The sequence below is a fragment of the Amaricoccus sp. genome (genome assembly GCF_047602525.1).
Taxonomy (GTDB): Bacteria; Pseudomonadota; Alphaproteobacteria; order Rhodobacterales; family Rhodobacteraceae; genus Amaricoccus.
On the sequence record NZ_JASGHB010000001.1, the window covers coordinates 2,787,231 to 2,810,924 of the forward strand.

Annotated in this window: 20 protein-coding genes and 2 pseudogenes; 15 read left to right on the forward strand and 7 right to left on the reverse strand. The window is 69.6% G+C overall.

The genetic code is table 11. The annotated features are described in order from the left end of the window. Positions 1-14: 14 nt before the first annotated feature. Positions 15-1,013, reverse strand: coding sequence for a porphobilinogen synthase (gene hemB, locus QM699_RS14325; RefSeq protein ID WP_415011763.1), 999 nt, complete (start codon positions 1,011-1,013; stop codon positions 15-17). Between the two features lie 203 nt (positions 1,014-1,216). On the opposite strand from hemB, the gene QM699_RS14330 reads away from it, so the two are divergent. Then, complete coding sequence (locus QM699_RS14330) at positions 1,217-1,711, forward strand: hypothetical protein (RefSeq protein ID WP_415011764.1); 495 nt, start codon at positions 1,217-1,219, stop codon at positions 1,709-1,711. A 112-nt stretch (positions 1,712-1,823) separates the two neighbouring features. Continuing rightward, positions 1,824-5,289: pseudogene (gene mfd, locus QM699_RS14335) on the forward strand (transcription-repair coupling factor). A 7-nt stretch (positions 5,290-5,296) separates the two neighbouring features. Here mfd and QM699_RS14340 read toward each other — a convergent pair. Together QM699_RS14340 and QM699_RS14345 are read right to left on the reverse strand one after the other, a co-directional pair. Beyond that, positions 5,297-6,517: an ROK family protein gene (locus tag QM699_RS14340; protein ID WP_415011765.1), complete on the reverse strand. Its 1,221-nt coding sequence runs from the start codon at positions 6,515-6,517 to the stop codon at positions 5,297-5,299. Positions 6,518-6,543: 26 nt separating this feature from the next. Further along, a complete protein-coding gene (locus QM699_RS14345; RefSeq protein WP_415011766.1) occupies positions 6,544-7,428 on the reverse strand; it encodes a sugar phosphate isomerase/epimerase family protein in 885 nt (294 codons plus the stop codon). 497 nt (positions 7,429-7,925) lie between these two features. Here QM699_RS14345 and QM699_RS14350 point away from each other — a divergent pair, with 497 nt between their 5' ends. The 10 genes from QM699_RS14350 to QM699_RS14395 all read left to right on the forward strand — a co-directional run bounded on the left by QM699_RS14350 (position 7,926) and on the right by QM699_RS14395 (position 16,639). Further along, entirely contained in the window at positions 7,926-9,359 is a 1,434-nt protein-coding gene (locus tag QM699_RS14350; RefSeq protein WP_415011767.1) for an extracellular solute-binding protein, read from the forward strand. A 75-nt stretch (positions 9,360-9,434) separates the two neighbouring features. Beyond that, a complete protein-coding gene (locus QM699_RS14355; RefSeq protein ID WP_415011768.1) occupies positions 9,435-10,310 on the forward strand; it encodes a carbohydrate ABC transporter permease in 876 nt (291 codons plus the stop codon). 3 nt (positions 10,311-10,313) lie between these two features. Next, positions 10,314-11,150, forward strand: coding sequence for a carbohydrate ABC transporter permease (locus QM699_RS14360; protein ID WP_415011769.1), 837 nt, complete (start codon positions 10,314-10,316; stop codon positions 11,148-11,150). A gap of 4 nt (positions 11,151-11,154) precedes the next feature. Continuing rightward, on the forward strand, positions 11,155-11,391 hold the full coding sequence (locus QM699_RS14365; protein WP_415011770.1) for a DUF2160 family membrane protein: 237 nt from the start codon (positions 11,155-11,157) through the stop codon (positions 11,389-11,391). A 12-nt stretch (positions 11,392-11,403) separates the two neighbouring features. Next, positions 11,404-12,447 carry an NAD(P)-dependent alcohol dehydrogenase gene (locus QM699_RS14370; RefSeq protein WP_415011771.1) on the forward strand — a complete coding sequence of 348 codons (1,044 nt, stop codon included), beginning with the start codon at positions 11,404-11,406 and terminating at the stop codon, positions 12,445-12,447. Between the two features lie 4 nt (positions 12,448-12,451). Further along, entirely contained in the window at positions 12,452-13,513 is a 1,062-nt protein-coding gene (locus QM699_RS14375; protein ID WP_415011772.1) for an ABC transporter ATP-binding protein, read from the forward strand. A gap of 11 nt (positions 13,514-13,524) precedes the next feature. Continuing rightward, positions 13,525-14,253 (forward strand): SDR family oxidoreductase, encoded by a 729-nt coding sequence (locus QM699_RS14380; protein WP_415011773.1) that lies wholly within the window; start codon positions 13,525-13,527, stop codon positions 14,251-14,253. Between the two features lie 133 nt (positions 14,254-14,386). After that, entirely contained in the window at positions 14,387-15,115 is a 729-nt protein-coding gene (locus tag QM699_RS14385) for an SDR family oxidoreductase (RefSeq protein ID WP_415011774.1), read from the forward strand. 21 nt (positions 15,116-15,136) lie between these two features. Further along, entirely contained in the window at positions 15,137-15,784 is a 648-nt protein-coding gene (locus tag QM699_RS14390) for an SGNH/GDSL hydrolase family protein (RefSeq protein WP_415011775.1), read from the forward strand. A gap of 15 nt (positions 15,785-15,799) precedes the next feature. Beyond that, entirely contained in the window at positions 15,800-16,639 is an 840-nt protein-coding gene (locus QM699_RS14395) for a sugar phosphate isomerase/epimerase family protein (protein WP_415011776.1), read from the forward strand. A gap of 3 nt (positions 16,640-16,642) precedes the next feature. Here QM699_RS14395 and QM699_RS14400 read toward each other — a convergent pair whose 3' ends face one another. Beyond that, on the reverse strand, positions 16,643-17,332 hold the full coding sequence (locus QM699_RS14400; RefSeq protein ID WP_415011777.1) for a rhomboid family intramembrane serine protease: 690 nt from the start codon (positions 17,330-17,332) through the stop codon (positions 16,643-16,645). Positions 17,333-17,490: 158 nt separating this feature from the next. Here QM699_RS14400 and QM699_RS14405 point away from each other — a divergent pair, with 158 nt between their 5' ends. Continuing rightward, on the forward strand, positions 17,491-17,889 hold the full coding sequence (locus QM699_RS14405; protein WP_415011778.1) for a DUF2237 family protein: 399 nt from the start codon (positions 17,491-17,493) through the stop codon (positions 17,887-17,889). A gap of 43 nt (positions 17,890-17,932) precedes the next feature. On the opposite strand, the gene QM699_RS14410 is transcribed toward QM699_RS14405, so the two are convergent. From QM699_RS14410 to QM699_RS14420, 3 genes and pseudogenes are all read right to left on the reverse strand, one after another. Next, entirely contained in the window at positions 17,933-18,172 is a 240-nt protein-coding gene (locus QM699_RS14410; protein WP_415011779.1) for a hypothetical protein, read from the reverse strand. 757 nt (positions 18,173-18,929) lie between these two features. Continuing rightward, a pseudogene (gene parE / locus QM699_RS14415) lies at positions 18,930-20,922 on the reverse strand (DNA topoisomerase IV subunit B). Positions 20,923-21,013: 91 nt separating this feature from the next. Next, positions 21,014-22,618 (reverse strand): FAD-dependent oxidoreductase, encoded by a 1,605-nt coding sequence (locus tag QM699_RS14420; protein ID WP_415011780.1) that lies wholly within the window; start codon positions 22,616-22,618, stop codon positions 21,014-21,016. 215 nt (positions 22,619-22,833) lie between these two features. Between QM699_RS14420 and QM699_RS14425 the strand changes: the two genes are divergently transcribed. Further along, entirely contained in the window at positions 22,834-23,340 is a 507-nt protein-coding gene (locus QM699_RS14425) for a heme-dependent oxidative N-demethylase subunit alpha family protein (protein WP_415011781.1), read from the forward strand. Then, a complete protein-coding gene (locus QM699_RS14430) occupies positions 23,255-23,650 on the forward strand; it encodes a heme-dependent oxidative N-demethylase subunit alpha family protein (protein WP_415011782.1) in 396 nt (131 codons plus the stop codon). The genes QM699_RS14425 and QM699_RS14430 overlap by 86 nt, the downstream gene beginning before the upstream one ends. Positions 23,651-23,694: the final 44 nt, after the last annotated feature.

The window sequence follows — 23,694 nt, forward strand, 5'->3', positions numbered from 1 at the left end:
CGACACGCGGCGCCTCACCCCCCGCGCAGCATCCGGGCGGCGCGAGGAGCGAGGTAGGTGAGGATCCCGTCGCAGCCGGCGCGCTTGAATGCGAGCAGCGTCTCGAGCATCGCCTTGTCGCCGTCGATCCAGCCGTTCGCCGCCGCCGCCTCGATCATCGCGTATTCGCCCGAGATCTGGTAGGCGTAGGTCGGCACGCCGAACTCGGCCTTCACCCGGGCGCAGACGTCGAGATAGGGCAGGCCGGGCTTCACCATCACCATGTCCGCGCCCTCGGCGAGGTCCGCCGCCACCTCGCGCAGCGCCTCGTCGGTGTTGGCCGGGTCCATCTGGTAGGTCTTCTTGTCGCCCTTGAGCGCGCCGGTCGCGCCCACCGCGTCGCGGAACGGCCCGTAGAAGCACGAGGCGTACTTGGCCGCGTAGCTCATGATCGCGGTGTCCTGAAAGCCCTCGCGCTCCAGCGCCGCGCGGATCACGCCGATGCGGCCGTCCATCATGTCGGACGGCCCGAGGATGTCGCAGCCGGCCTCGGCCTGCGCCAGCGCCATCTTCTCCAGCGCCACCAGCGTCTCGTCGTTCAGGACCACGCCGTCGCGGACCAGACCGTCGTGGCCGTCGGCGTTGTAGGGATCGAGCGCCACGTCGAGCAGGATGCCGATGTCCGGCACCGCCGCCTTGATCGCCCGCGTGGCGCGGCAGACGAGGTTTTCCGGGTTCCACGCCTCGGTGGCCTCGCGGTTCTTGTCGCGCGCGTCGGTGTAGGGGAAGAGCGCGAGGCAGGGGATGCCGAGCCCCGCCGCCTCCTCCGCCGCGCGCACGGCCCGGTCGATCGACAGGCGGTCGACCCCGGGGAGCGAGGCGATGGGCTCGGCGACGTCGCGCCCGTCGCGCACGAAGATCGGCCAGATCAGGTCGGCCGTGGTCAGGCGATGCTCGGCGACGAGGTCGCGGATCCACGGCGTCCGGCGCAGGCGGCGGGGCCGGTTGTGCGGAAACGGGGCGATCGGGTGCATGGCCGGACTCCGGGCGAAACGATGGCCCGGATCGTCTGGCACGCGCGCCCTCCAGCCTCAAGCCCTCCGGCCTCAGGCCCGCGTTGCCCGCCTTCGGACCGCGTTGACCCTGTGACGCCGTTTCGGTTGACGCCCGCGCCGCCAGCCGCCACTCAAGGAGAGCCGGCACGGGATGCCGGCCCGAGCCGTTCTCCCCCGGGGCCTTGATCCGCTTGCTCGCCACCGCGCATTTCGACAGCCCCTGGTACTGGGTCCTCCACGTGGTCGTCTGGTCGGTCGTCTGCGCCCGCACGCTCGGCGTGCCGACCGACATGCTGGTGCGCGCCCGCCGCGACGGCGACGCCGCCGCGCGGGTCGACCTGCTCGCGGGGATCGCCGCGGAGCGCGTCGCCGGCGTCTCGGACCGGGCCGGCCCGGCGATCGCCGCTGCTGCCGGCTTCGTCATCGCCGGCCTTGCCGGCATCGGCTTCGGCAGCGGCATCGAGGCGGCGCAGGCCGTGCTGTTCCTGCTCGCGCCCCTGGCCGCGATCGGCTACTCCAACGTCCGGCTGTCACTCTATCTGCGGCAGAGCCGCCTGGTCGGGCCGCATCTGGTGCTCGCGCTCGGCTGGCGGCGGATCTGCCACCAGACGATTGCGGTGGTGGCGATGCTCGCAGCAATCGCCACCGCGGTGCTGCTGCACGGCCGGGCGGTCTGAGGGGCGGGCGGTCTGAGGGGCGGGCGGTCTGAGGGGCGGGCGGTCGGACGGGCGCGCCGGCCGCGAGGGCGCCGCTTGTCAGCCCACCGGCCTTGCGCTAGGTCGCGGGACCATGACCGAACTCCGGCCGCTTCGCCCCGGACGCCTGCTCGTCGGCGGCTGTCCCGAAGGATTCGACGCCCGCTATCTGGCGGAGGTGATCGCACGCGCCGGCGGGCCGGTGATCCACGTCGCCCGCGACGACGCGCGGCTGGAGGGTCTGCGCGCCGCGCTGCGCTTCTTCGCGCCGGACGTGCCGGTGCTGTCGTTTCCGGCGTGGGACTGCCTGCCCTACGACCGCATCTCGCCGAACCCGGAGATCGCCGCGCGGCGGATGGCGACGCTCGCGGCGCTCGCCCGCGGTTTCTCCCGGCCGGCGGCGATCCTGACCACCATCAACGCGGCGACCCAGCGGGTGCCGGCGCGCGACGTCCTGGCGGCCGCGAGCTTCGTTGCCGAGGTGGGCGGCCGTGTCGACGAGCGCGGCCTGCGCGCGTACCTCGTGCGCATGGGCTATACCCAGACGCCCACCGTGACCGAGCCGGGCGAATTCGCCGTGCGCGGCGGGCTCGTCGACATCTTCCCGCCGGGAACGCGGCAGCCGGTGCGGCTCGACCTGTTCGGCGATGTGCTGGAAAGCGCGCGGCGGTTCGATCCCGAGACGCAGCGCACCAGCGAGACGGTGCGCCGGGTGGAGCTGGCGCCGGTCTCGGAGGTGATCCTCGACGACGACGGCATCCAGCGGTTCCGCACCCGCTACCGCGCGATGTTCGGCGCCGCCGGCAACGACGATCCGCTCTACGAAGCGGTGAGCGCGGGCCGCAAGCATCAGGGCATGGAGCACTGGCTGCCGTTCTTCCACGCGCGGCTGGAGACGATCTTCGACTACCTGCCCGGCGCGCCGGTGCTGCTCGACGACCAGACGGGCGCGGCGCGGGTGGCGCGCTGGGCGGCGCTGTCGGAGCAGTACGACGCGCGCACGTCGGCGCTGGCGGCGAAGTCGCGGCTCGGCACGGTCTACAAGCCGGTGCCGCCGGGCGAAGCTCTACCTTGACGATCCGGCGTTCGACGCGGCCGTGGCCGGGCGGCCGCTGCACCAGCTCGCGGCGCTGCCGCAGCCGCTCGGGCCCGGCGTGATCGACGCGGGCGGGCGGATCGGGCGGGACTTCGCCCCGGAGCGGCAGCAGGAGCGGGTGAGCCTGTTCGGCGCGCTGGCCGATCACGTGAAGGCGCGGCGCCGCGCGGGCGACGTGGTGATCGCGAGCTATTCCAAGGGCGCGCGCGAGCGGCTGATGGGACTGCTCCGCGACAACGGCGTCACGGACGCGCGCGAGATCGCGCGGGCGGCCGACCTGCGCGGCGACAACGGCCTCTCGCTGGCGGTCTGGCCGCTGGAGCACGGGTTCGAGGCGCCGGGGCTGACCGTCGTCTCGGAGCAGGACGTGCTCGGCGACCGGCTGATCCGGGCACCGCGCCGGCGGCGCAAGGCGGAGAACTTCCTGACCGAGGCGGCGGGCCTCACGCCCGGCGATCTCGTCGTGCACGTCGACCACGGCATCGGGCGGTACAAGGGGCTCGAGACCGTGACGGCGATGGGCGCGCCGCACGAGTGCCTGCTGATCGAGTATGCCGGCGGCGACAAGCTGTATCTGCCGGTAGAGAACATCGAGCTTCTCTCGCGCTATGGCCATGAGGAGGGCCTGCTCGACCGGCTCGGCGGCGGGGCGTGGCAGGCGAAGAAGGCCAAGCTGAAGCAGCGCATCCGCGACATGGCGGAGCGGCTGATCCGCATCGCGGCGGAGCGGGCGATCCGCAAGGGCGCGGTGATGGAGCCGACCGACCATCAGGACTGGGAGAGCTTCTGCGCCCGCTTCCCCTACACCGAGACCGACGACCAGCTGTCGGCGATCGAGGACGTGCTCGGCGATCTTGCCTCCGGCAGCCCGATGGACCGGCTGGTCTGCGGCGATGTCGGCTTCGGCAAGACCGAGGTCGCCCTGCGGGCGGCCTATGTCGCGGCGATGTCGGGCGGGCAGGTGGCGGTGATCGCGCCGACGACGCTGCTGGCGCGGCAGCACTACAAGAACTTTGCCGAGCGGTTCCGTGGCCTGCCGATCCGCGTGCGGCAGCTCTCGCGCTTCGTCTCGGCGAAAGACGCGGCCGAGACGCGCGCGGGGCTTGCCGACGGCACGGTCGAGATCGTCGTCGGCACCCACGCGGTGCTGGCGAAGACGATCCAGTTCCGCCACCTCGGCCTGCTCATCATCGACGAGGAGCAGCATTTCGGCGTCGGCCACAAGGAGCGGCTGAAGGCGCTGCGCTCGGACGTGCACGTGCTGACGCTGACCGCGACGCCGATCCCGCGGACCTTGCAGATGGCGCTCTCCGGCGTGCGGGAGCTATCGCTCATCGCGACGCCGCCCGTCGACCGGCTGGCGATCCGCACCTACGTCTCGGAGTTCGACCCGCTGACCGTGCGCGAGGCGCTGCTGCGCGAGCACTATCGCGGCGGGCAGTCGTTCTACGTCGTGCCGCGGATCTCCGACCTCGAGCCGGTGGCGGAGTTCCTGCGCGAGCAGGTGCCGGAGGTGAAGTTCCAGATCGCCCACGGCCAGATGGCGGCGACCGACCTCGACGAGCGGATGAATGCCTTCTACGACGGCGCCTTCGACGTGCTGGTCTCGACGACGATCGTGGAGTCGGGCCTCGACATCCCGGCGGCGAACACGCTGATCGTCGAGCGGGCGGACATGTTCGGGCTGGCGCAGCTCTACCAGATCCGCGGCCGGGTCGGGCGCTCGAAGCTGCGCGCCTATGCGTTCTTCATGACCGAGCCGCGCAAGAAGCTGACGCCGCAGGCGGAGAAGCGGCTGCGCGTGCTGGGCTCGCTCGACTCGCTCGGGGCGGGCTTCACGCTGGCGAGCCAGGACCTCGACATCCGCGGCGCGGGCAACCTGCTCGGCGACGAGCAGTCCGGGCAGGTGCGCGAGGTGGGGTTCGAGCTTTACCAGGAGATGCTGGAGGAGGCGATCGCCAAGCTCCGCTCGGGCGACATCGAGCTGGCCGACGAAGGCGGCGAGTGGTCGCCGCAGATCAACCTCGGGGTGCCGGTGCTGATCCCCGAGCCGTATGTGCCCGACCTCGACGTGCGGCTCGGGCTCTATCGCCGGCTGTCGTCGCTAGAGCGGAAGGTGGAGCTGGAGGGCTTTGCCGCCGAACTGATCGACCGCTTCGGCCCGATCCCGCCGGAGGTCGAGACGCTGATGCTGATCGTCCGCATCAAGGCGCTCTGCAAGCGGGCCGGCATCGCGAAGCTCGACGGCGGGCCGAAGGGCGCGACGGTGGTCTTCCACAACGACAAGTACGCGAGCCCGGCGGGTCTGGTGCAGTTCCTGAACGACCAGCGCGGGGCGGCGCGGATCAAGGACAACCGCATCGTCATCCGCAAGGAGTGGGCGGAGGAAAAGGCCCGGCTCGTCGGCGCCTTCGGCATTGCCCGCGACCTCGCGGCGCTGGCCGAGAAGCAGGTGGCGGCGTAGCGGCCCCTCAGGCGCCGTCCGGGTCGCCTTCGGCGACCGCCGCCCGATCCGGCTGGCCCTGCCCTTCGAGCGACAGGAACCTCTGGTGCAACATGCAGGCCGCGCCGAAGGCCGAGCCTCCGTCGGTGGCCTCGATGACGATCGACGGCACCGGAAAGCTCGTCTCCTGGATCAGGCCGACGTGTGCGATCACCCGGGCCGAGACCAGCGGATAGAGCGCGGCCAGCGACCCGCCGAGCACGATGTGGCCCGGATCGAGCAGCCGGCACACCTGCACCAGCGCGAAGGCCAGCGTTCGCGCCCAGCTCTCCGCGACCGTCACCGCCGCCGGCTCGCGGTCGCGCACCCGCGCCAGGAACTCCGGCAGCGCCGGCCGGTCGAGCCCCGCCGCCGCGGCATAGGCGGCGAGCACCGCCTCGAGCCCGATCACTGCCTCGAGCGGGCGCAGCCGGCCGGCGGCGTCCGGCGCGAGCATGTGGCCGATCTCTCCCGCCAGCCCGTGCCCGCCGCGCACCAGCGCACCGTCGACGGCGATACCCGCCCCGACGCCGGTCTCGAGCACCAGGAACAGCGTCACGCCCCGCGGCGGCGCGCTGTGGCCGTAGATCGCGCCAATGGCAAAGGCGTTGCCGTCGTTCTCGACCATCACCGGCAGCGCCTGCGGCAGGGCGCGCCGCAGGCGGGCGGGCAGGTCCACCGCCTTCCAGCCGAGGATCGGCGCCACCCGGACCAGCCCCTCGTGGTCCATCTGCCCCGGCGCCGTGACGCCCGCGCCCTCGCAGCGCGCGAGCCGCTCCGGCCCGATCGTGTCGAGCGCCAGCGCCACCGCGACCTCGATCGCCCGGTCGGCCGGCGTGCCGGCGCCGTCGAACGGCTCGGCCCGGTGCGCGACGATCCGGGCGTCGAGGTCGATCACCACCGCGCGGACATGCTCGACGCCGATCTCGATCCCGAGGAAGAACACCGCCCCCGGCACCAGCTCGAAGCGGATGCCGGGACGCCCGACCCGCGCCGGCTCGGCCGGCGCCGCCGCGGCGGTCTCGCGCACGAGGCCGCTCGCGAGCAGCGCCGCGACGATGTGCCCGGACGACGAGCGGTTGAGCCGCAGCGCGCGCGCCAGCTCGGCCCGGCTGAGCGGACCCATCCGGTGCAGCGCCCGAAGCACGGCGATCTCGTTCGACTGCCGGGTCCGGCGCGACGAGACAGACGTGATCCCCGGGTCGAGCACCCTCGCCTCCCGAAGCCCGACGGTGCTCAGGGCCTCGCGTTCGTGGCGCGGCGCCGCTCCGCCTCGCCGAGCTTCAGCTCGATGTAGGCCTTGGCGTGGCGCGCCAGCGGCACATTGTCGGTCCAGGTGTCGCGCCAGATGCCGCAGGCGAGGCAGAGCGCCTCGTCGACGATCGCCCCGGAGAACGACTCGAACGTGATGTCGCTGGAATAGCCGATGTCGAGCAGCGCATCGAAGGTCCGGTCGAAGTCGATCACCCCGTCGCCGAGGTAGCCGCGGTTGCTCTCGCCGATATGGAAGTACGAGACCTTCGGCCCGGCGAGCCGGATCGCGGCGGCGGGGTTCGCCTCCTCGATGTTCATGTGGAAGGTGTCGAGGTGCAGCGTCACGTCGTCGCTGCCGGTGTCCTTCAGGAACGCGAGTCCCTGCGCCGTGGTGTTGATGAGGTTCGACTCGAACCGGTTCACCACCTCGAGCACCAGCGAGACGCCCGCCTCGCGCGCCGCGTCGGCGGTCTTGCCGATCGCCGCCGCGCTGTTCTGCCAGCCGCGCGCCGTCGGCTTCGCGTCGTACTTGCGGTGGGCGGAGTAGAGGATGCCGCCGAGGCGGGTGCCGCCCACGTCGCGCACCGCGGCCACGGCATTGGCGAGCAGCGCTTCACCGGCCTTGACGACCGCCGGGTCCTCGCTCGATACATCGGCAGCGACGGGCAGGCCCATCGTCACGGTGATCTCGATATCGAGCCCCTGCGCCCGCTTCGCGAGGGCGTCGAGGTCGAACAGCTCGGGGCGCAGGTAGGCGAATTCGATCAGGCCATAGCCTGCCTCCGCCGATTGCTCGAGCGCCCGCTCAAGCCCCGCCTGGGTCTTGCCGTCCGTCCAGACGAACGAGTGAACGCCCAACCGCCGCATTGCCTCTCCCCCCGGCCGGATCGTCCGGCCCTATTGTTGCCCGATGCAACAAATCAAGCGAATCGGCGATTGCTGTCAAGCGTCGGATTGGTCGTGCGGTCTCCTTCATCGCCGGAGCCGTCGGCGCCGCTCCGCCGGCACTGCCGACGCTCCGAGCCGGCAGCGCGCCAGGCACGCGCGGTTGATTGCTGCGCCGCATCACGCACTTAAGGCTGCATTCCCTCGTCAATTTTTCGAGATTCCGCCGTGGGCGCGCCGACCCGATACGCGGCCGCAACACGATTTTCCGGCACCGCGCAGAGGCGTCAGGCATTTCCGCGCTCTACGCAACAAATTCTTGTCGCGCTCGCGGAAACGGATTAGCGTCTGGCACGGGGCGGCCGAACCGACGCGACGACAAGCGCCGGAGACTCACCCGACAAGGCCGCTGGAGAGAAGCCGGACCCAGGGAAACGCAACCGGCGCCGCCGAGGCCCGGACCAACTTGGAGGAAGCGTATGAGACACGGGCTGAGGGCGGGCGCGTCGGCGCTCATCTTCGCGATGATGGCCGGCTCCGTGCCGGCCTGGGCCGACTTCTGGTCCGAGGCCGGCGCACCGTTCAAGGGCGTGACACTGCATGGCGTCACCGAGAACGCACCGCCGTCGACCTACATCCGCGACGTGCTGGCGCCGGAATTCGAGAAGAAGACCGGCATCAAGGTCGAGATCGAGACCACCTCGTGGGATCAGATGTACGACAAGGCGATCAAGGACATGGAGGCCCAGACCGGCATCTATGACCTCGTCTACATCGAGCAGGACATCATCTACGCCTATCTGCAGCGCCAGTTCCTGACCGATGTCACCCAGTCGCTGAAGGACAAGCCGGAGCTGAAGGCGCCGACGTTCGACGAGGCGAAGTTCACCACCTTCGCGAACTACTTCAAGGGCGAGAAGGGCGACCTCTTCGGCGTGCCGATGGAAGCCTTCATCAAGGTCTACCTCTACCGGACCGACCTGTTCAACGACCCCGAGATTCAGGCCGCCTACAAGGCCAAGACAGGTCACGACCTGAAGCCCGCGACCACGCACGAGGAATATACCTCGATCGCCGACTTCTTCACCGAATACGGCAAGGAGAAGGGCCTCGACCTCTGGGGCTCGACGGCGCAGGCCAACACCGGCCACCCGTCCTCGTGGTATGAGTACTTCGAGACGGTCGCCCCGACCTTCGGCGTCTACAACTGGGGCATCGACGCGAACAACAACTATGCCGCCACCGTCGAGCACGGCGGCCGGATGAACAGCCCGGAGGCCAAGGAGGCGCTGAAGTGGTGGCTCCACCTGCGCGACATCGCGCCGCCGGAGTCGCCGTCGAGCACCTGGACCGAGGTCGCGGCCACCTTCGCCGCCGGCCGTGCCGCCCAGGGCTTCGTCTACGGCGAGAATGCCGCGTGGATCGCGTCGGACCCGGAACGCTCCAAGGTCGTCGACCATGTCGGCGTCGCCCTGCCGCCGGTCTCGCCCGGCGTGATGGAAGCGGCCGAGAAGGGCGAGGGCTACATCGGCTACTATGACGGCGGCGCCTTCGGCGTGCCCGTCAGCTCCAAGAACCGCGACGCCGCGCTGCTCTTCCTCCAGTATATCGGCCAGGACGAGGTGCAGCCCGCCTGGGCCGTCGCCGCGCCGCGCATCACCAACACCGCCACCTATTCCGACCCGGGCGTCATCGCCATGGATAAGAAGCTCGCCGGCTACTACACGATGCTGAAGGACGACGGGAAGCTGTTCGCCGGCGCCCCGCCCTACCCGTTCCACGCGCAGCTGCGCGAGGCGACCGCGCCGATCTTCTACGACATCCTGACCGGCGCCATCGGCCCGGACGAAGGTCTCGACAAGATGGCCGCGACCGCGGAGCAGGAATTGACCAACCTCGGCTATCGCAAGTAGCCTCGACATCTGGCGGGGGCCCGTATCGGCCCCCGCTCCCACAAGCGCAAGAAGACGATCCGGGGGGGGAGCGAGATGCGCTCGAACAAGGTGGGCTGGCTGCTGCTGGCTCCGACGCTGACTATCCTTGGCGTCTTCGGCATCCTGCCGTTCATCTACGTGCTGTATCTGTCGTTCCACCAGTGGAACCCGTTCGGCGCCAATCCGAACCAGGTCTTCATCGGCGCCAACAACTTCCGCCGCCTGGTCTTCGACGCCGAATTCCTCACCTCGGTGTGGCTGACGCTGAAGTTCGCCTTCTTCGCGGTCGGCTCCGAGATCATCATCGGCTACCTGCTCGCCCAGCTCCTCATGCGCGAGTTTCCGGGCAAGGGTTTCTTTCGCACCGTCCACACCCTGCCGCTGATCGTCGCGCCCATCGTCGTCGGCTCGGTCTGGCGGCTGATGACGACGCCCAGCCTCGGCATCGTGCCGGTCTACCTGAAGCGCTGGTTCGGCTATACGCTCAACATCGGCAGCGACGCCAATGCCGCGTTCATCCTGACCGTCATCATGGACATCTGGCACTGGACGCCGCTCGTCACGCTGACCCTGCTCGCCGCCCTCCTGTCGCTCCCGAAGGAGCCCTTCGAGCAGGCGCAGATCGACGGCGCCAGCCGCAGCCAGATCTTCTGGCACATCACCCTGCCGATGATCCGGCCCGCGATCCTCGCCACCGTCTTCATCCGCATGATGGATGCGCTGCGCACCGTCGACGAGGTCTGGATGCTGACCGGCGGCGGCCCGGGCGCCGCCACCCGCTATGTCGGCCTCCACATCTGGAAGGTCGTCTTCCCGAAGACCGACTACGGCTATGGCGCCGCGATCTCGGTCGTCGTGCTCTATCTCACGCTCGTCATGTGCTGGATGCTCTACGTCGGCCTCGTCGCGCCGCGCAACAAGGGGAAGTGACCGGTGCGCACCTCGAACCCGTTCGTCAGCCTGCTGCTCTGGATCGCGCTCAGCTTCGTGACGCTGTTCCCGATCTACTGGCTGTTCGTCATCTCGGTGAAGGCGCCGGTCGATCTCTTCACCACGCCTGACGTGATCCTCAAGAGCTTCTACTGGAAGAACTACGCTCAGGTTCTCACCGACGAGACCCTGCGCCGCTACATGATGAACTCGATCATCATTGCCACCGGCAACGCCGTGCTGGTCTGCACCCTCGCCTTCATGGCCTGCTACGCGCTGTCGCGCTATGATCTCGGCGGCAAGGAAAACATCTTCTTCTGGACGATCACCAACCGGATGGCCCCGGCGGCGGTGTTCCTGCTGCCGTTCTTCCTGCTCTTCACCAAGCTCTTCGTCATCGGGCCGTTCAAGCTCTACGACACGCGCATCGGCCTGATCCTGCTCTACTGCACCTTCAACCTGCCGTTCGCGATCTGGACGCTCCGGCCCACGATGGAAGGCATCCCGAAGGAGCTCGACGAGGCCGCGACCGTCGACGGCGCCTCGACCTGGCAGGTGGTCCGCGAGGTGATCTGGCCGCTCGCCCGCCCGGGCCTCGCGGTGACGCTGATCCTCACCTGGGTCTTCGCCTGGAACGAGTTCCTGCTCGCGGCGACGCTGACGAGCTTCAACGCCCGCACCATCACCACCGGCCTGTCCGAGTACGTGACGACCACCGGCACCGAATGGGGCAAGATGGCGGCGATCGCGATGATCACCCTCGTGCCCGCCCTGTTCATCTTCGGCCTCGTCCAGCGCCACATCGTCGCCGGCCTCACCTTCGGCGCGGTCAAGGAGTGAGCCCATGGACCTGATCGACCTCGAGAACGCCGACGACGAGGCCAAGGCGGTGCAGGCCACGCCCGCCCGCGTCGGGTTCCTGCCGATCGCGACCAACTGGTTCGACCGGCTGTTCATCGCGATCTACATCGGCGTGGCGATGGAGCTTCTGTGGATGCGCTTCCTCGAAGCCGCGATCCCGCTCTGGATCTGCCACATCCTCGTGCTTGCGCTCGGGGTCTTCATCATTCGCAAGGGTTAAGGGGAGGATCCGGTGAAGGCACTGGTACTCGAAGAGAAAAAGAAACTGTCGCTCCGGGACTTCCCGATCGAGCGCGACGAAATCCTCGGCGCGCGCGATGTCCGCATCAAGCTGCACACGGTCGGCATCTGCGGCTCCGACGTGCACTACTACACCCACGGCGGCATCGGCCCGTTCATCGTGCGCGAGCCGATGATCCTCGGCCACGAGGCCAGCGGCACGGTGATCGAGACCGGCTCTGCGGTCACCACCCTCAAGGTCGGCGACCGCGTCTGCATGGAGCCGGGCATCCCGGACCCGGACAGCCGCGCCACCCGCCTCGGCATCTACAACGTCGATCCCGCCGTGCGATTCTGGGCCACGCCGCCCGTCCACGGCGTGCTCCGCCCGACGGTCGTCCACCCGGAGCTCTTCACCTTCAAGCTGCCCGACAATGTGAGCTTCGCCGAAGCCGCAATGGTGGAGCCGCTGGCGGTCGGCGTGCACGGCGCCACCAAGGCGGCGGTCAAGCCCGGCGACGTCGGGCTCGTCATCGGCGCCGGCCCCATCGGCCTCGTCACCGCGCTGTCGCTGCTCGCGGCCGGGTGCGCGCGCGTCTACGTCTCCGATGTCGATGACGCGAAGCTCGCGCTCGCCGCCACGCTCGGGGCGATCACCCCGATCAACGTCCGCTCGCAGGATCTGGCCAAGACCGTCCTCGCCGGCACCGATGGCTGGGGCGCGGACATCGTCATCGAATGCTCCGGCAACCCGCGCGGCGCCGCCGGCGTGTTCGAGCCGCTCTGTCCGGGTGGCCGCGTCGTCTTCATCGGCGGCCAGAGCGACCCGATCGCCTACGATGTCGGTGCCGGCATGGTCCGCGAGGCCCGCGTCGAGCATGTCTTCCGCTACGCCCACGTCTTCCCGCGCTGCATCGGCATGCTGTCGTCCGGCGCGATCGACGTGAAGCCGCTCATCACCCGCACCTTCGGCTTCGACGAGAGCGTGGAGGCGTTCGAGATCGCGGCCTCGGCGCCCGCGGGCCAGGTCAAGATGCAGATCGTCCTGCCGGAGTAACCCCATGGCCGAAGTCACCGTCAGGAACGTCAAGAAGCGCTACGGCAGCGTCGAGGTCATGCACGGCGTCAGCGTCGACATCGAGGACGGCCAGTTCGTCGTCCTCGTCGGCCCGTCCGGCTGCGGCAAGTCCACGCTGCTGCGGATGATCGCCGGTCTCGAGCCGATCTCGGACGGGCAGATCTCGATCGGTGGCCGGGTGGTCAACGACGTGATGCCGAAGGACCGGGACATCGCCATGGTGTTCCAGTCCTACGCGCTCTACCCGCACAAGACCGTGGGCGAGAACATGGGCTTCGCGCTCAAGATCAAGGGCACGCCCAAGGCCGAGATCGCCGAGAAGGTCGGCCGGGCCGCCGCGATCCTCGACCTCGGCCACCTGCTCGACCGCTACCCCAAGCAGCTCTCGGGCGGCCAGCGGCAGCGCGTCGCCATGGGCCGGGCCATCGTCCGCGATCCGGCGGTGTTCCTGTTCGACGAGCCCTTGTCGAACCTCGACGCCAAGCTGCGCGTGGCGATGCGGGTCGAGATCAAGGAGTTGCACCAGCGGCTCAAGACGACGATCGTCTACGTCACCCACGACCAGATCGAGGCGATGACGATGGCCGACAAGATCGTGGTCATGCGCGACGGCCGGGTGGAGCAGATCGGCCCGCCGCTCGAGCTTTACGACAACCCGTCCAACACCTTCGTCGCGGGCTTCATCGGCTCGCCGGCGATGAACTTCATCAAGGGCAGGCTGGCGAGCGCCGACGGCCGCGTCGTCGTCCGCGCCGATGGCGGCGCCACGCTTCCGCTGGAGGGCGTGCGTGCCGACGACGGCCGGCCGGTGGTCTACGGCATCCGGCCCGAGCACATCGACGTCGGCCCGGGCGGCCTGCCCGCCCGCGTCTCGGTGCTGGAACCGACCGGCTCGGAGACGCAGATCTTCGCGCGCATCGGCGAGGACGCCATCGACGCGGTGGTCAAGGACCGCTTCGACGCGCGTCCGGGCGAGGAGATCTCGCTGCGCATCGACCCGCGCCGCGCCCATCTGTTCGACGGCGCCAGCGGCGCCCGCATCTGAGGACCTCACGCATGGACTTCACCGGCAAGCACGTCGTCGTCACCGGCGCCGGCAAGGGCATCGGGCGGGCGACCGCGGTGATGCTCGCGCGCCGCGGCGCGACCGTTACCGCGCTGTCGCGTTCGGCGAGCGACCTGGCGGCGCTCGCTGCCGAGATCGGCTGCAAGACACATGCGGTCGACCTCGCCGACCCGGAGGCGACCCGGGCCGCGATCCGGGCGGCGCTGCCGGCCGACCTGCTGGTGAACAACGCCGGCACCACCGAACTCGACTCGTTTCTCGACCTGCCCGAGGCGCATCTCGACCTGCTCTATGCCGTCAACACCCGCTCGCCGATGATCGTGGCGCAGGAATACGCCCGGAGCATCGTCGCCGGCGGCGGCAAGGGCGCCATCGTCAACGTCTCGTCGGTCTCGGCCTTCGTCGGCTTCCGCGACCATGCCGCCTACTGCGCGTCGAAGGCCGGCCTCGACGGACTGACCCGGGTGATGGCGGTCGAGCTTGGACCGAAGGGGATTCGGGTGAACGCGATCAACCCGACCGTCACGCTGACGCCGATGGCGGTCAAGGCGTGGAGCGACGAGGCCAAGGCCGCCTCGATGCTGAGCCGGATCCCGGTCGGCCGTTTCGCCGAGCCGGACGACGTGGCCGAGGTGATCCTCTTCCTGCTCTCGGACGCCGCCGCCATGGTGCACGGCGTCTCGCTGCCGGTGGATGGCGGCTATATGGTTGCGCCATAGTCGCGCGGCGCCCGGATAACCACCGGGTGCGTCCGACGGCGCCGCCCGGCATGAAAACGAATGACTGCCCCAACAGCACGCGTGAAACCAGGGTGCGACCCACTCTTTCACGCGTGAAATGAGGAGGAAACCCATGGACCAGACCCTGAGCGGCAAGGTTGCCGCGATCACCGGCGCCGCCTCCGGCATCGGCCTCGCCTGCGCCCGCCGCCTGCTCGACGCCGGCGCCAGCGTCGGCCTCATCGACCGCGACAAGGCCGCGCTCGACAAGCTGGTGGCCGAGCTGGGCGACAGGGCCTTCGCCGTCGAGGTCGACCTGCTCTCGCCGGAGAGTGTCTCGACCATGGTCCCCGCGATCCTCGCCAAGGCCGGTCAGCTCGACATCTTCCACGCCAATGCCGGCACCTATGTCGGCGGCGACCTGCTCGACAGCAGCCCGGACGAGTGGGACCGGATGCTGAACCTCAACGTCAACGCCGTGTTCCGCACCGCCGGCGCGGTCATGCCGCACATGATCGAGCGGGGGACCGGCGACATCGTGGTGACGAGCTCGATCGCGGGCCACGTCGCCGTGCCGTGGGAGCCGGTCTATACCGCGTCGAAGCACGCGGTGCAGGCGTTCGTCCACGCCATGCGCCGGCAGCTCGCGAAGCACGGCATCCGGGTGATGGAGGTCGCGCCCGGCCCGGTCGTCACCGCGCTGCTCAAGGACTGGCCGAAGGAGAACCTCGACCGTGCGATCGCCAACGGCGCGCTGATCGAGCCCTCCGAGGTGGCCGACGCCGTTCACTACATGCTGACCCGGCCGCGGAACGTGAACATCCGCGATCTCGTCATCCTGCCGAACAGCTTCGACATCTGAGCCGACGAAGGAGACCCGGGCATGCCCGAGCGCGTGGTGCTCGCCTATGGCGACTCGAACACCCACGGCACCGTACCGATGGCGACGCTGGAGGATCAGGGTCGCTTCGGTCCGGCCGAACGCTGGCCCGGGGTCTGCGCCGCGGCGCTCGGTCCCGGCTGGCGGGTGGTGGAAGAGGGACTGCCCGGCCGGACCACGGTGCACCCCGACCCGATCGAAGGCGTCTACAAGAACGGCCTCGCCGTGCTGCCGGCAATCCTCGAGTCGCACCGGCCGATCGACCTCGTGGTGCTGATGCTCGGCACCAACGACCTGAAGCAGCGGTTCAGCGTCACGCCGCTCGACATCAGCCAGTCGGTCTCGCTGCTGCTGCACACGCTGCGCCACAGCTACTGCGGCCAGGACGCCAGCCAGCCGCGAATGCTGGTCGTTGCGCCGATGCCGATCGAGGAAGTGGGCTGCCTCGCCGAGATGTTTCTGGGCGGTGCCGCCAAGTCGCGCGGCCTCGCGGCGGAATACGCCCGCGTCGCGGCCCGGCACGGGGCGGAATTCCTCGACGCCGGCGAGGTGATCTCGGTCAGTCCGGTCGACGGCATCCACTTCGACGCCGCCGCCCACGCCGCGCTCGGCCGGGCAATTGCCGCGAAGATCGCCACGATGAACATCTAGCGGCGGAGAACCGCGATGGCAGGGGACGGGCAGAGGCTTCTGGTGCTGCAATCGCTCTGGGCGATGGAGCGGCGCCACACCGACGGCTTCGAGCGCACGCTCGAAGAGAACGTCGCGATGATCGCGGGCGCGGGCTTCGACGGGGTCAGCACCCACTGGACCGACCGGGCGGCGGTGGCGCGGCTCTCCGGCCTGCTCGGGCCGGCCGGCCTGCGCGCCGAGGGCCAGTGCTTTCCGCAGACGGTGGACGACCTGAAGCCGGTGCTGGAGATCGCGGCGGAGTTTCCGCCGCTGCACCTCGACATCCAGCCCGACGTGCGGCCGCGGCGCGTCGAGGACTGCCTGCCGCTGCTCGAAGGCTGGATGCGCCTCGCCGAGGAGGTGGATTTTCCCGTCCTGATCGAGACTCACCGCGACCGGATGACCACCGACCTCTACTTCACCCTCGACCTGCTCGATGCCCTGCCCGGACTGCCGCTCCTGGCCGACCTGTCGCACTTCCTGGTCGGACGCGAGTTCGCCTGGCCGGTCTCGGACGAGAACCACGCGATGATGGAGCGGATCATCGACGCCTCCTGGGCATTCCACGGCCGTGTCGGCTCGCGCGAGCAGGTGCAGGTCGAGATCTCGTTCCCGCCGCACCGGATGTGGGTGGAGCTGTTCGAGCGGTGGTGGCGCCATGGCTTCGCCAGCTGGCGCCGGCGCAGCGCGGCCGATGCCGAGCTGGTCTTCACCTGCGAGCTGGGACCGAAGCCCTATGCCATCGTCGGCCGGGACGGCAACGACACCGCCGACCGATGGGCCGAGTCGCTGCAGCTGCGCGACATCGCGCGGCGGCTCTGGGCGGAGACCTGACGCTCAGGCGCCAGGATCGCGCTCGGCACGCTGCCGCCGCATCTCGCCGATCCACGCCCGCTCCAGCCGGTTCTCGAGCCATATCCCGATCAGCACGCCGGCCGCGAAACCGCCGAGGTGCGCCTGCCATGCCAGCATCCCGCCGAGCCCGTAGTACAGCACGACGTTGAGCCCGGCGAGCACCAGCACCCGGCGCAGCACCGGCGACGTCGAGCGCGCAGCCCGCTGATGCCGCCGCCAGTCCCAGACGATCCACACCCCGAGAAAGCCGAAGACCGCCCCCGAGGCCCCGACCATGGGAAAGGCCGGACTCGCCAGCAGCTTGAACACCGCCCCGCCGGCGATCGCGCAGAGCAGGAACACCGGCAGGATCGAACCCGCGCCGTAGCGGTCGCCGACGAACCGGCCGATCGCGAGCAGGATCGTCATGTTCATCACCATGTGCAGCAGCGATCCGTGCAGGAAGGCATGGCTGATGAACATGGTCACCGGCTGCAACGCGAAGAGCTGCCCCGCCGGCGCGCCGCAGAGCCGTGCGAAGGGCGCGTCCGGGCCGAGCGCGGACCAGAATCCGCCGGCGCACAGCGCCCGGCTGCGCAGCGACGGGTCGGCGATCCAGCCGGCGTCGGACAGGCTCAGCACCAGCTCGATCACCGCGATCACGGCAACCAGCACCAGGAGGGACCGCGGCATCGGGCCGCGCGGATCGGGGACGGGCTTCATGGACGAGCCTGGGAGTGGGTGCGCATGGTCCCCGTTATGCCCGGCGGCGTCAGGCACCGCCAGCCCCGCTGGACACTCGCGGCGCGGGCGCGCAAGCTCGTTCCAGCAGCGACGAGGTGAGCCGAGCCATGCGCGCCAGGACCGAGGAGAGCGTCAACGTGCTGGGCGGGCCGCTCAAGCCCTGCTCCTTCGACCCGCAGACCGGCTTTTTCCGTGACGGCTGCTGCAACACCGGGCCGGAGGATCGCGGCCGGCACACCGTCTGTGTGCGCGTGACCGAGGAATTTCTCGCCTTCTCGCGGCAGCAGGGCAACGATCTCTCGACGCCCCGGCCGGAGTACGGATTTCCCGGCCTGCGCCCGGGCGATCGCTGGTGCCTCTGCGCCGCCCGCTGGGCGGAAGCGCTGGCGGCGGGTGTGGCCCCGAAGGTGGTGCTCGCCAGCACCCACCGCGCGACGCTGGCCGTCGTGCCGCTCGAAGTCCTGCAGGCGCACGCGATGCCGACCCGCGATCCGACGCGGCATTGAGGTTCAACGGCAGGAATGGCTGGCTTGAGCGGGCGCCCGCGCGTCAGGACGCGCGTTGCTCCACGTAGCGGCTGAGCACGGCACGCACCCGCGGGTCGCGGGCGAGGCGTTCGGGATCCCACAGACGCAGCGCGTCCTTCGACGTCAGCCGCTCGCCGATCGCTTCCTGAAGCACGTCGGCGAGGCAGGGACCACGCATCGGGTCCATCCCGCGAGCGATCAACCTCTCGTTGATCCGTGCGTCAGTCGCGAGAACGACGATGGTCCGGTCCTGCATGTGCATGTGCGTCCTCCCAGGGCGTTCTTCGATGGTGCCAGAACCATAACTCAACTTGCGGTTCCATCACAGTGCGACGTTTCCCCGCAGCGGGCGAGCGCCGTGCCCGTCGCCATGCTCATCTGCGCCGGATGCGGGAATCCGCGCGTTTCAGCCGAGTTGATCGGTTCACCGCGGAAATTTTCTTGCGAAACGGGTCGATGGAACATGTCGGATTGTCTCCTGTTTTCTCGCCCCGCAGACGCTCGGCAAGCCGGTTTGGCATGGGAACCGACCGTCGAGGGGCGAATCACCGAGCACCCGTGCCGTTCGCACGCGCAGCACTAAACGCAACTGATGGCAAATTTGCGACGCATCACGACAGATATACGACACAATCATGGACCTTGGTCTGATAGATTGTTTGGGATGGAGATGCGCGGTGGCCGATCAGCCGCTGGCGCATGCACCGGAAACCGATGAATAACCTGTTGCTCCGCGAAAGGCTCCGCGCGCCGGCGTTTGAAGGACCTCCCTGCAACGTCGGCCTGATACGACCCTGAATCTATACTTTCAAATATCCAAGATTATTTATTTAATAATCATAATACAGAATCCACTTTTTCCATTCATGCGAGTAGTATCTAGCCGCCCCTCAAAACGATCACAAAAAAATTGGAGTGTCCCGACCTGAACCGTCTCGTGCAAGCCGGGATCCACACCTGCAACTTTTGCGTGCAACGGCACCTTCCAGACGCCGCGCTGACGGCCCGCCCCGGAGGGGTTACACGTCGAGTTCGTCTTCCGCGACGAACCGGGCGTTTTCCTGGATGTACTGGAAGCGCAGCTCGGGCTTCTTGCCCATCAGCCGCTCCACCAGATCGCCGGTCTCGCCCTCGTCCTCGGCGATCGTCACCTTGATGAGCGTGCGGGTTGCCGGACTCATCGTCGTCTCGCGCAGCTGCGCCGGCATCATTTCGCCCAGGCCCTTGAAGCGCGACACCTCGATCTTGCCGCGCCCGCCGATGCCCTTCGCGACCAGCGCCGCCTTTTCCGCGTCGTCGCGGGCATAGACCGACTTCGCCCCTTGCGTGAGCCGGTAGAGCGGCGGCGCGGCGAGATAGAGGTGCCCGCGGTCGATCAGCAGCCGCATCTGGGTGAAAAAGAACGTCATCAGCAGCGAGGCGATGTGCGCGCCATCGACATCGGCGTCGGTCATGATGATGATCTTCTCGTAGCGCAGATCGTCGACGGAGAAGCGCGACCCCGCCTGCACGCCCATGGCGAGCGCGAGGTCGCTCAGCTCCTGATTCTGCATCAGCTTGGACGACGCGGCACCGAGCACGTTCAGGATCTTGCCCCGGAGCGGCAGCACGGCCTGAGTCTTGCGGTCGCGCGCCTGCTTCGCCGAGCCGCCGGCCGAGTCGCCCTCGACGAGGAACAGCTCCGAGCCGTCGCGCGTCGCCCCGGAACAGTCGGCGAGCTTGCCGGGCAGGCGCAACTTCTTCACCGCCGTCTTGCGCTGGGTTTCCTTCTCGGCGCGCCGGCGGGTCCGCTCCTCGGCCTTCAGCACCAGATAGTCGAGGATCGCCCCCGCGGTCCGGGTATCCGCCGCGAGCCAGTGGTCGAAGCGATCGCGCACCGCATTCTCGACCAGACGCGCGGCCTCCTGCGTCGCCAGCCGGTCCTTGGTCTGTCCGACGAACTCCGGCTCGCGGATGAAGACAGAGATCATCGCCGAGCCGCCGGCCATCACGTCGTCGCGCTGGATCTGCGCCGCCTTGCGGTTGCCGGCCAGCTCGCCAAAGGCCCGCATCCCCTTCAGGACCGCCGCCCAGAAGCCGGCCTCGTGCGTACCGCCCTCCGGCGTCGGGATGGTGTTGCAGTAGGACGAGACGAACGGCTCGCGCTGCGGCGTCCAGTTGATCGCCCATTCCACCGAGCCTACCGTCTCGGGCCCGAACCGCTCGGAGAAGTCGACCTTTCCGGCGAACGCCTTGTCGGCATAGCAGTCGGCCCCGTCCAGCCGCTCGGCCAGATAGTCTGCAAGGCCGCCGGGAAAGTGGAAGACCGCCGCCGCCGGCGTGTCGTCGCCCGCCGCGAGGCACTCGGGCGCGCATTTCCAGCGGATCTCGACTCCGGAAAACAGGTACGCCTTCGAGCGGACCATCTTCAGCAGGCGCGCGGGCTTGAAATGTGCGGCGGTGCCGAAGATTTCGGCGTCCGGGTGGAAGGTGACGGTGGTGCCGCGTCGGTTCGGCACCGCGCCCAGCGCCTCGAATTCCGCCCTGCGGATGGCCGCGGCTGAACGTCTGGCGCCAGAGCTGGCGGTTCCTCGCCACCTCGACCACCAGCCGGTCGGACAGCGCGTTCACCACCGATGCCCCGACCCCGTGCAGGCCGCCCGAGGTCTGGTATGCCTTGCCGGAGAACTTGCCGCCGGCGTGCAGCGTGCAGAGGATCACCTCGAGCGCCGACTTGCCCGGAAACTTCGGGTGCGGATCGACCGGCATGCCGCGGCCGTTGTCGCGCACCGTCACCGAGAAGTCGGCCTCGAGCTCCACCTCGATGCGGTTGGCGTGGCCCGCCACCGCCTCGTCCATGGAGTTGTCGAGGATCTCGGCGACCAGATGGTGCAGCGCGCGTTCGTCGGTGCCGCCGATGTACATGCCCGGGCGCTTGCGCACCGGCTCGAGCCCTTCGAGCACCTCGATCGAGCTGGCATCGTAGCCGCCCGAGGCGGGATCGTCACCGAAGAGATCGGGCGCATGGACCATGGGGGCCTCTTGTTCGACGCCCGCCAAGGATAGCGCGGGCCTGCTCCAGATCGTCAATATCTGGAAACAGGCCCGCTGGCAAAGCGCGTCGTCAGGCGGCCCCCGCCAGCGCCGGCCGGCTCAGCCGCCCTTCGAGATGCGCCGCGAGCCGCAGCGCCAGCGTCGCCACGGTGAACGTCGGCGGCACGCCGCCGCCGGTGACGAAGACCGAGCTGCCCGCCACGTAGAGGTTCGAGGTGCCGAAGACGCGGCAGTCGGCGTCGACCACGCCCTGCGACGGCGCCGTCGCCATCCGCGTGGTGCCCATGTGGTGCCACGTTGTGATGACGGTGGAGTCCCAGCGCTCCGGCTCCCACACCGACGGATCGACCGTGGTCCGGCCGTAGCCGCGCGCCTCGACCGCCTTGCGCACGGAGTCGAGCGCGTGGCGGTGCGTCTCGCGCTCCACGTCGTGCCGGCGCCAGGTGAGATGGATCTTCGGCACGCCGTGGCGGTCCTTCGCGTCGACCAGCACCACCCGGTTCTCCCGGTCGGGCAGCGGCTCGACCACCGTCTCGATCTCGTAGCGCATCCTGGCGCCGCGCAGGTCGAGCTTGCGGCCCAGCACATAGGCGGCCGCCCCCGGCGCCTTGGCGATCACCCGGGCGAGGCGGCGTGCGTCGATCGTCTCGTGCAGCTCGCCCTTCAGCGCCTTCCACACCTGCCGGGCGTCTTCCATCGTCGAATCGCTCTGGCCGAAGTAGGTCGCGACCAGCCCGGTGTAGCTCTGCAGCACGCCGGCGCGCGCCTGTTCGGCCAGCGTCGGCGAAAACGCCGCGCCGTGCCGCCCGCGCCGCGTCACCATCGAGCCGCCGCCGTAGTGGCGCGCGTCGTAGAGCCGGGCGAAGCCCGGGTCCTCGTCGAGCAGCAGGTGACGCATCCGAAGCCGCGGGTGGTCCATGAAATACCGCCCGACCAGATCGTGCCGGTTGCCGATGCCGCCCGAGGCGAGCAGCAGCCGCGGGTTCTCGATCCCGCCCGCCGCCAGGACGACCATGCCGGCGCGCACCCGGAACGGGCCGGCCGGGCTCATCCCCTCCACCGCCTCGATCGCGTCGCTGGTCGGCGAGGAGACAAGGCGCGTCACCGTCGCCTCGAGGATGACGTCGAGGCCCGGCGCGTTCGCCAGCAGCTCGCGGTGGACCTTTCCAAGCGCCGTGGGCGGGCTCATCCCGAAGAAGATCGTGCGGAACGCCTCGCCGCCGATCTCGGCCAGCCGGCGCAGGTCGGGCGGCAGCTCGCCCATCAGGTCGGCGTCGGAGCGCGGCTCCACCACCTCGAGCAGCTCGGCGGCGCGGGCGTAGTGCGGCGCGAGGTCCGACTCGCCCACCGGCCAGCCGGTCATCCCGAGCCACGGTCGCGGGTCGAAGTCGTTCGACGTGGCCGGCCGGGTCCAGCCACCCCAGCAATTCGAGCTGCCGCCGAGCATGCGCGTGCGCGTTCCGGTCAGGCTGTAGCGCGGGTCCCAGACCTCGCCGCCATACAGCTCCTGCGAGCGCCACGAAAAGGTCTCGCGCCCGCCTTCAAGCAGGCAGACCTTGCGACCCGCCGCGGCGAGCTGGAGCGCGATGGAAATTCCCGCGACCCCGCCCCCCACGATGCAGACGTCGGCAGGCACATCCGCCGCGTGGGCAATCCCCCCTGCGTCCCCGATCATTTTCAATACCCTCTCTGCGGTCGCTCACCCTCGCGGCCGCCGGCAGCAAAGCACAGGATGCGCCCGTCGGGATGCTGGCCGATCGTGCAGGACAATACGTCCTTGGGGCGACAGTTAATCGCCAGAGTGGTCAAGGCGCGCTGCCCCGACCAAAGCGCTTTACTTGCGGCCGGGGCGGTGGGAAACGGCGGCGGTCAGCCTTGGGAGAGCCCTGCATGAGCGCGAGCGCCCCGAACGTCCTGCACGACCGCCTGCCCGTCGTCCCGTGGATGGCCGAACACACGCTGCGCCTGCCGGGAACGACGCCGATCACACTGGCCGACTGGCTGCAGCGCGACGAGGTCTTCGCCGGCCAGATGTCGCTGCGCGACTGGCTGATCGCCGAACGCCCTGCCGAGGTGCACGCGCTCGCCCCGGGCGCACGGCCCGCCGCCGACGAGCTGCTGGCGCTGGTGCTCGCCCATCTCGAGGGCGTGCCCGGCTATGTCCGCGAGGGCGGGGCGATGCGGCGGCCGGACGGTATCCTCGTGCCGCTCGCCGGAGCGCCGCTGCTCGTCGCCGGCCGTCTGGTGCAGGAGGATTCTGGTGATCCTCGAGAAGCCCGAGGGCGCGGCCGAGCACGTGCTGACCGGGGCCGTGCTCTGCTTTCCGTCGAACTGGACGCTGGCGCAGAAGTTCGGGATGCCGCTCGGGCGCATCCACCTGCCGGTCGATGTCTATGACGAGACCGTGGCGCGGCGGGTGCAGCGGCTGTTCGACGCGATACGGCCCGAGGCGCCGATCATGCGGGCGAACCTCATCCCCTATGCCCACGCCAACCTGCACAGCCCGCGGCCGGAATTCTCCCGCCACTCGCCGGGCGCGGGCGAGGTGGCCTATGTCCGGGTTGAGCGGCAGACGCTGCTGCGCCTGCCGCTGACGCGGGCCGTGGTGTTCTCGGTCCACGTCTACCAGCTGCCGCTCGACCGCCTGCCCGAGGCCGAGGCGGCGCGGCTGCGGGAGGTGCGGCCGGGGTGGTTTGCCGGGGCCTGAGCGCAGGAGCCGCGCCCACGCGGCGAGCGGACCACGACGGTCGG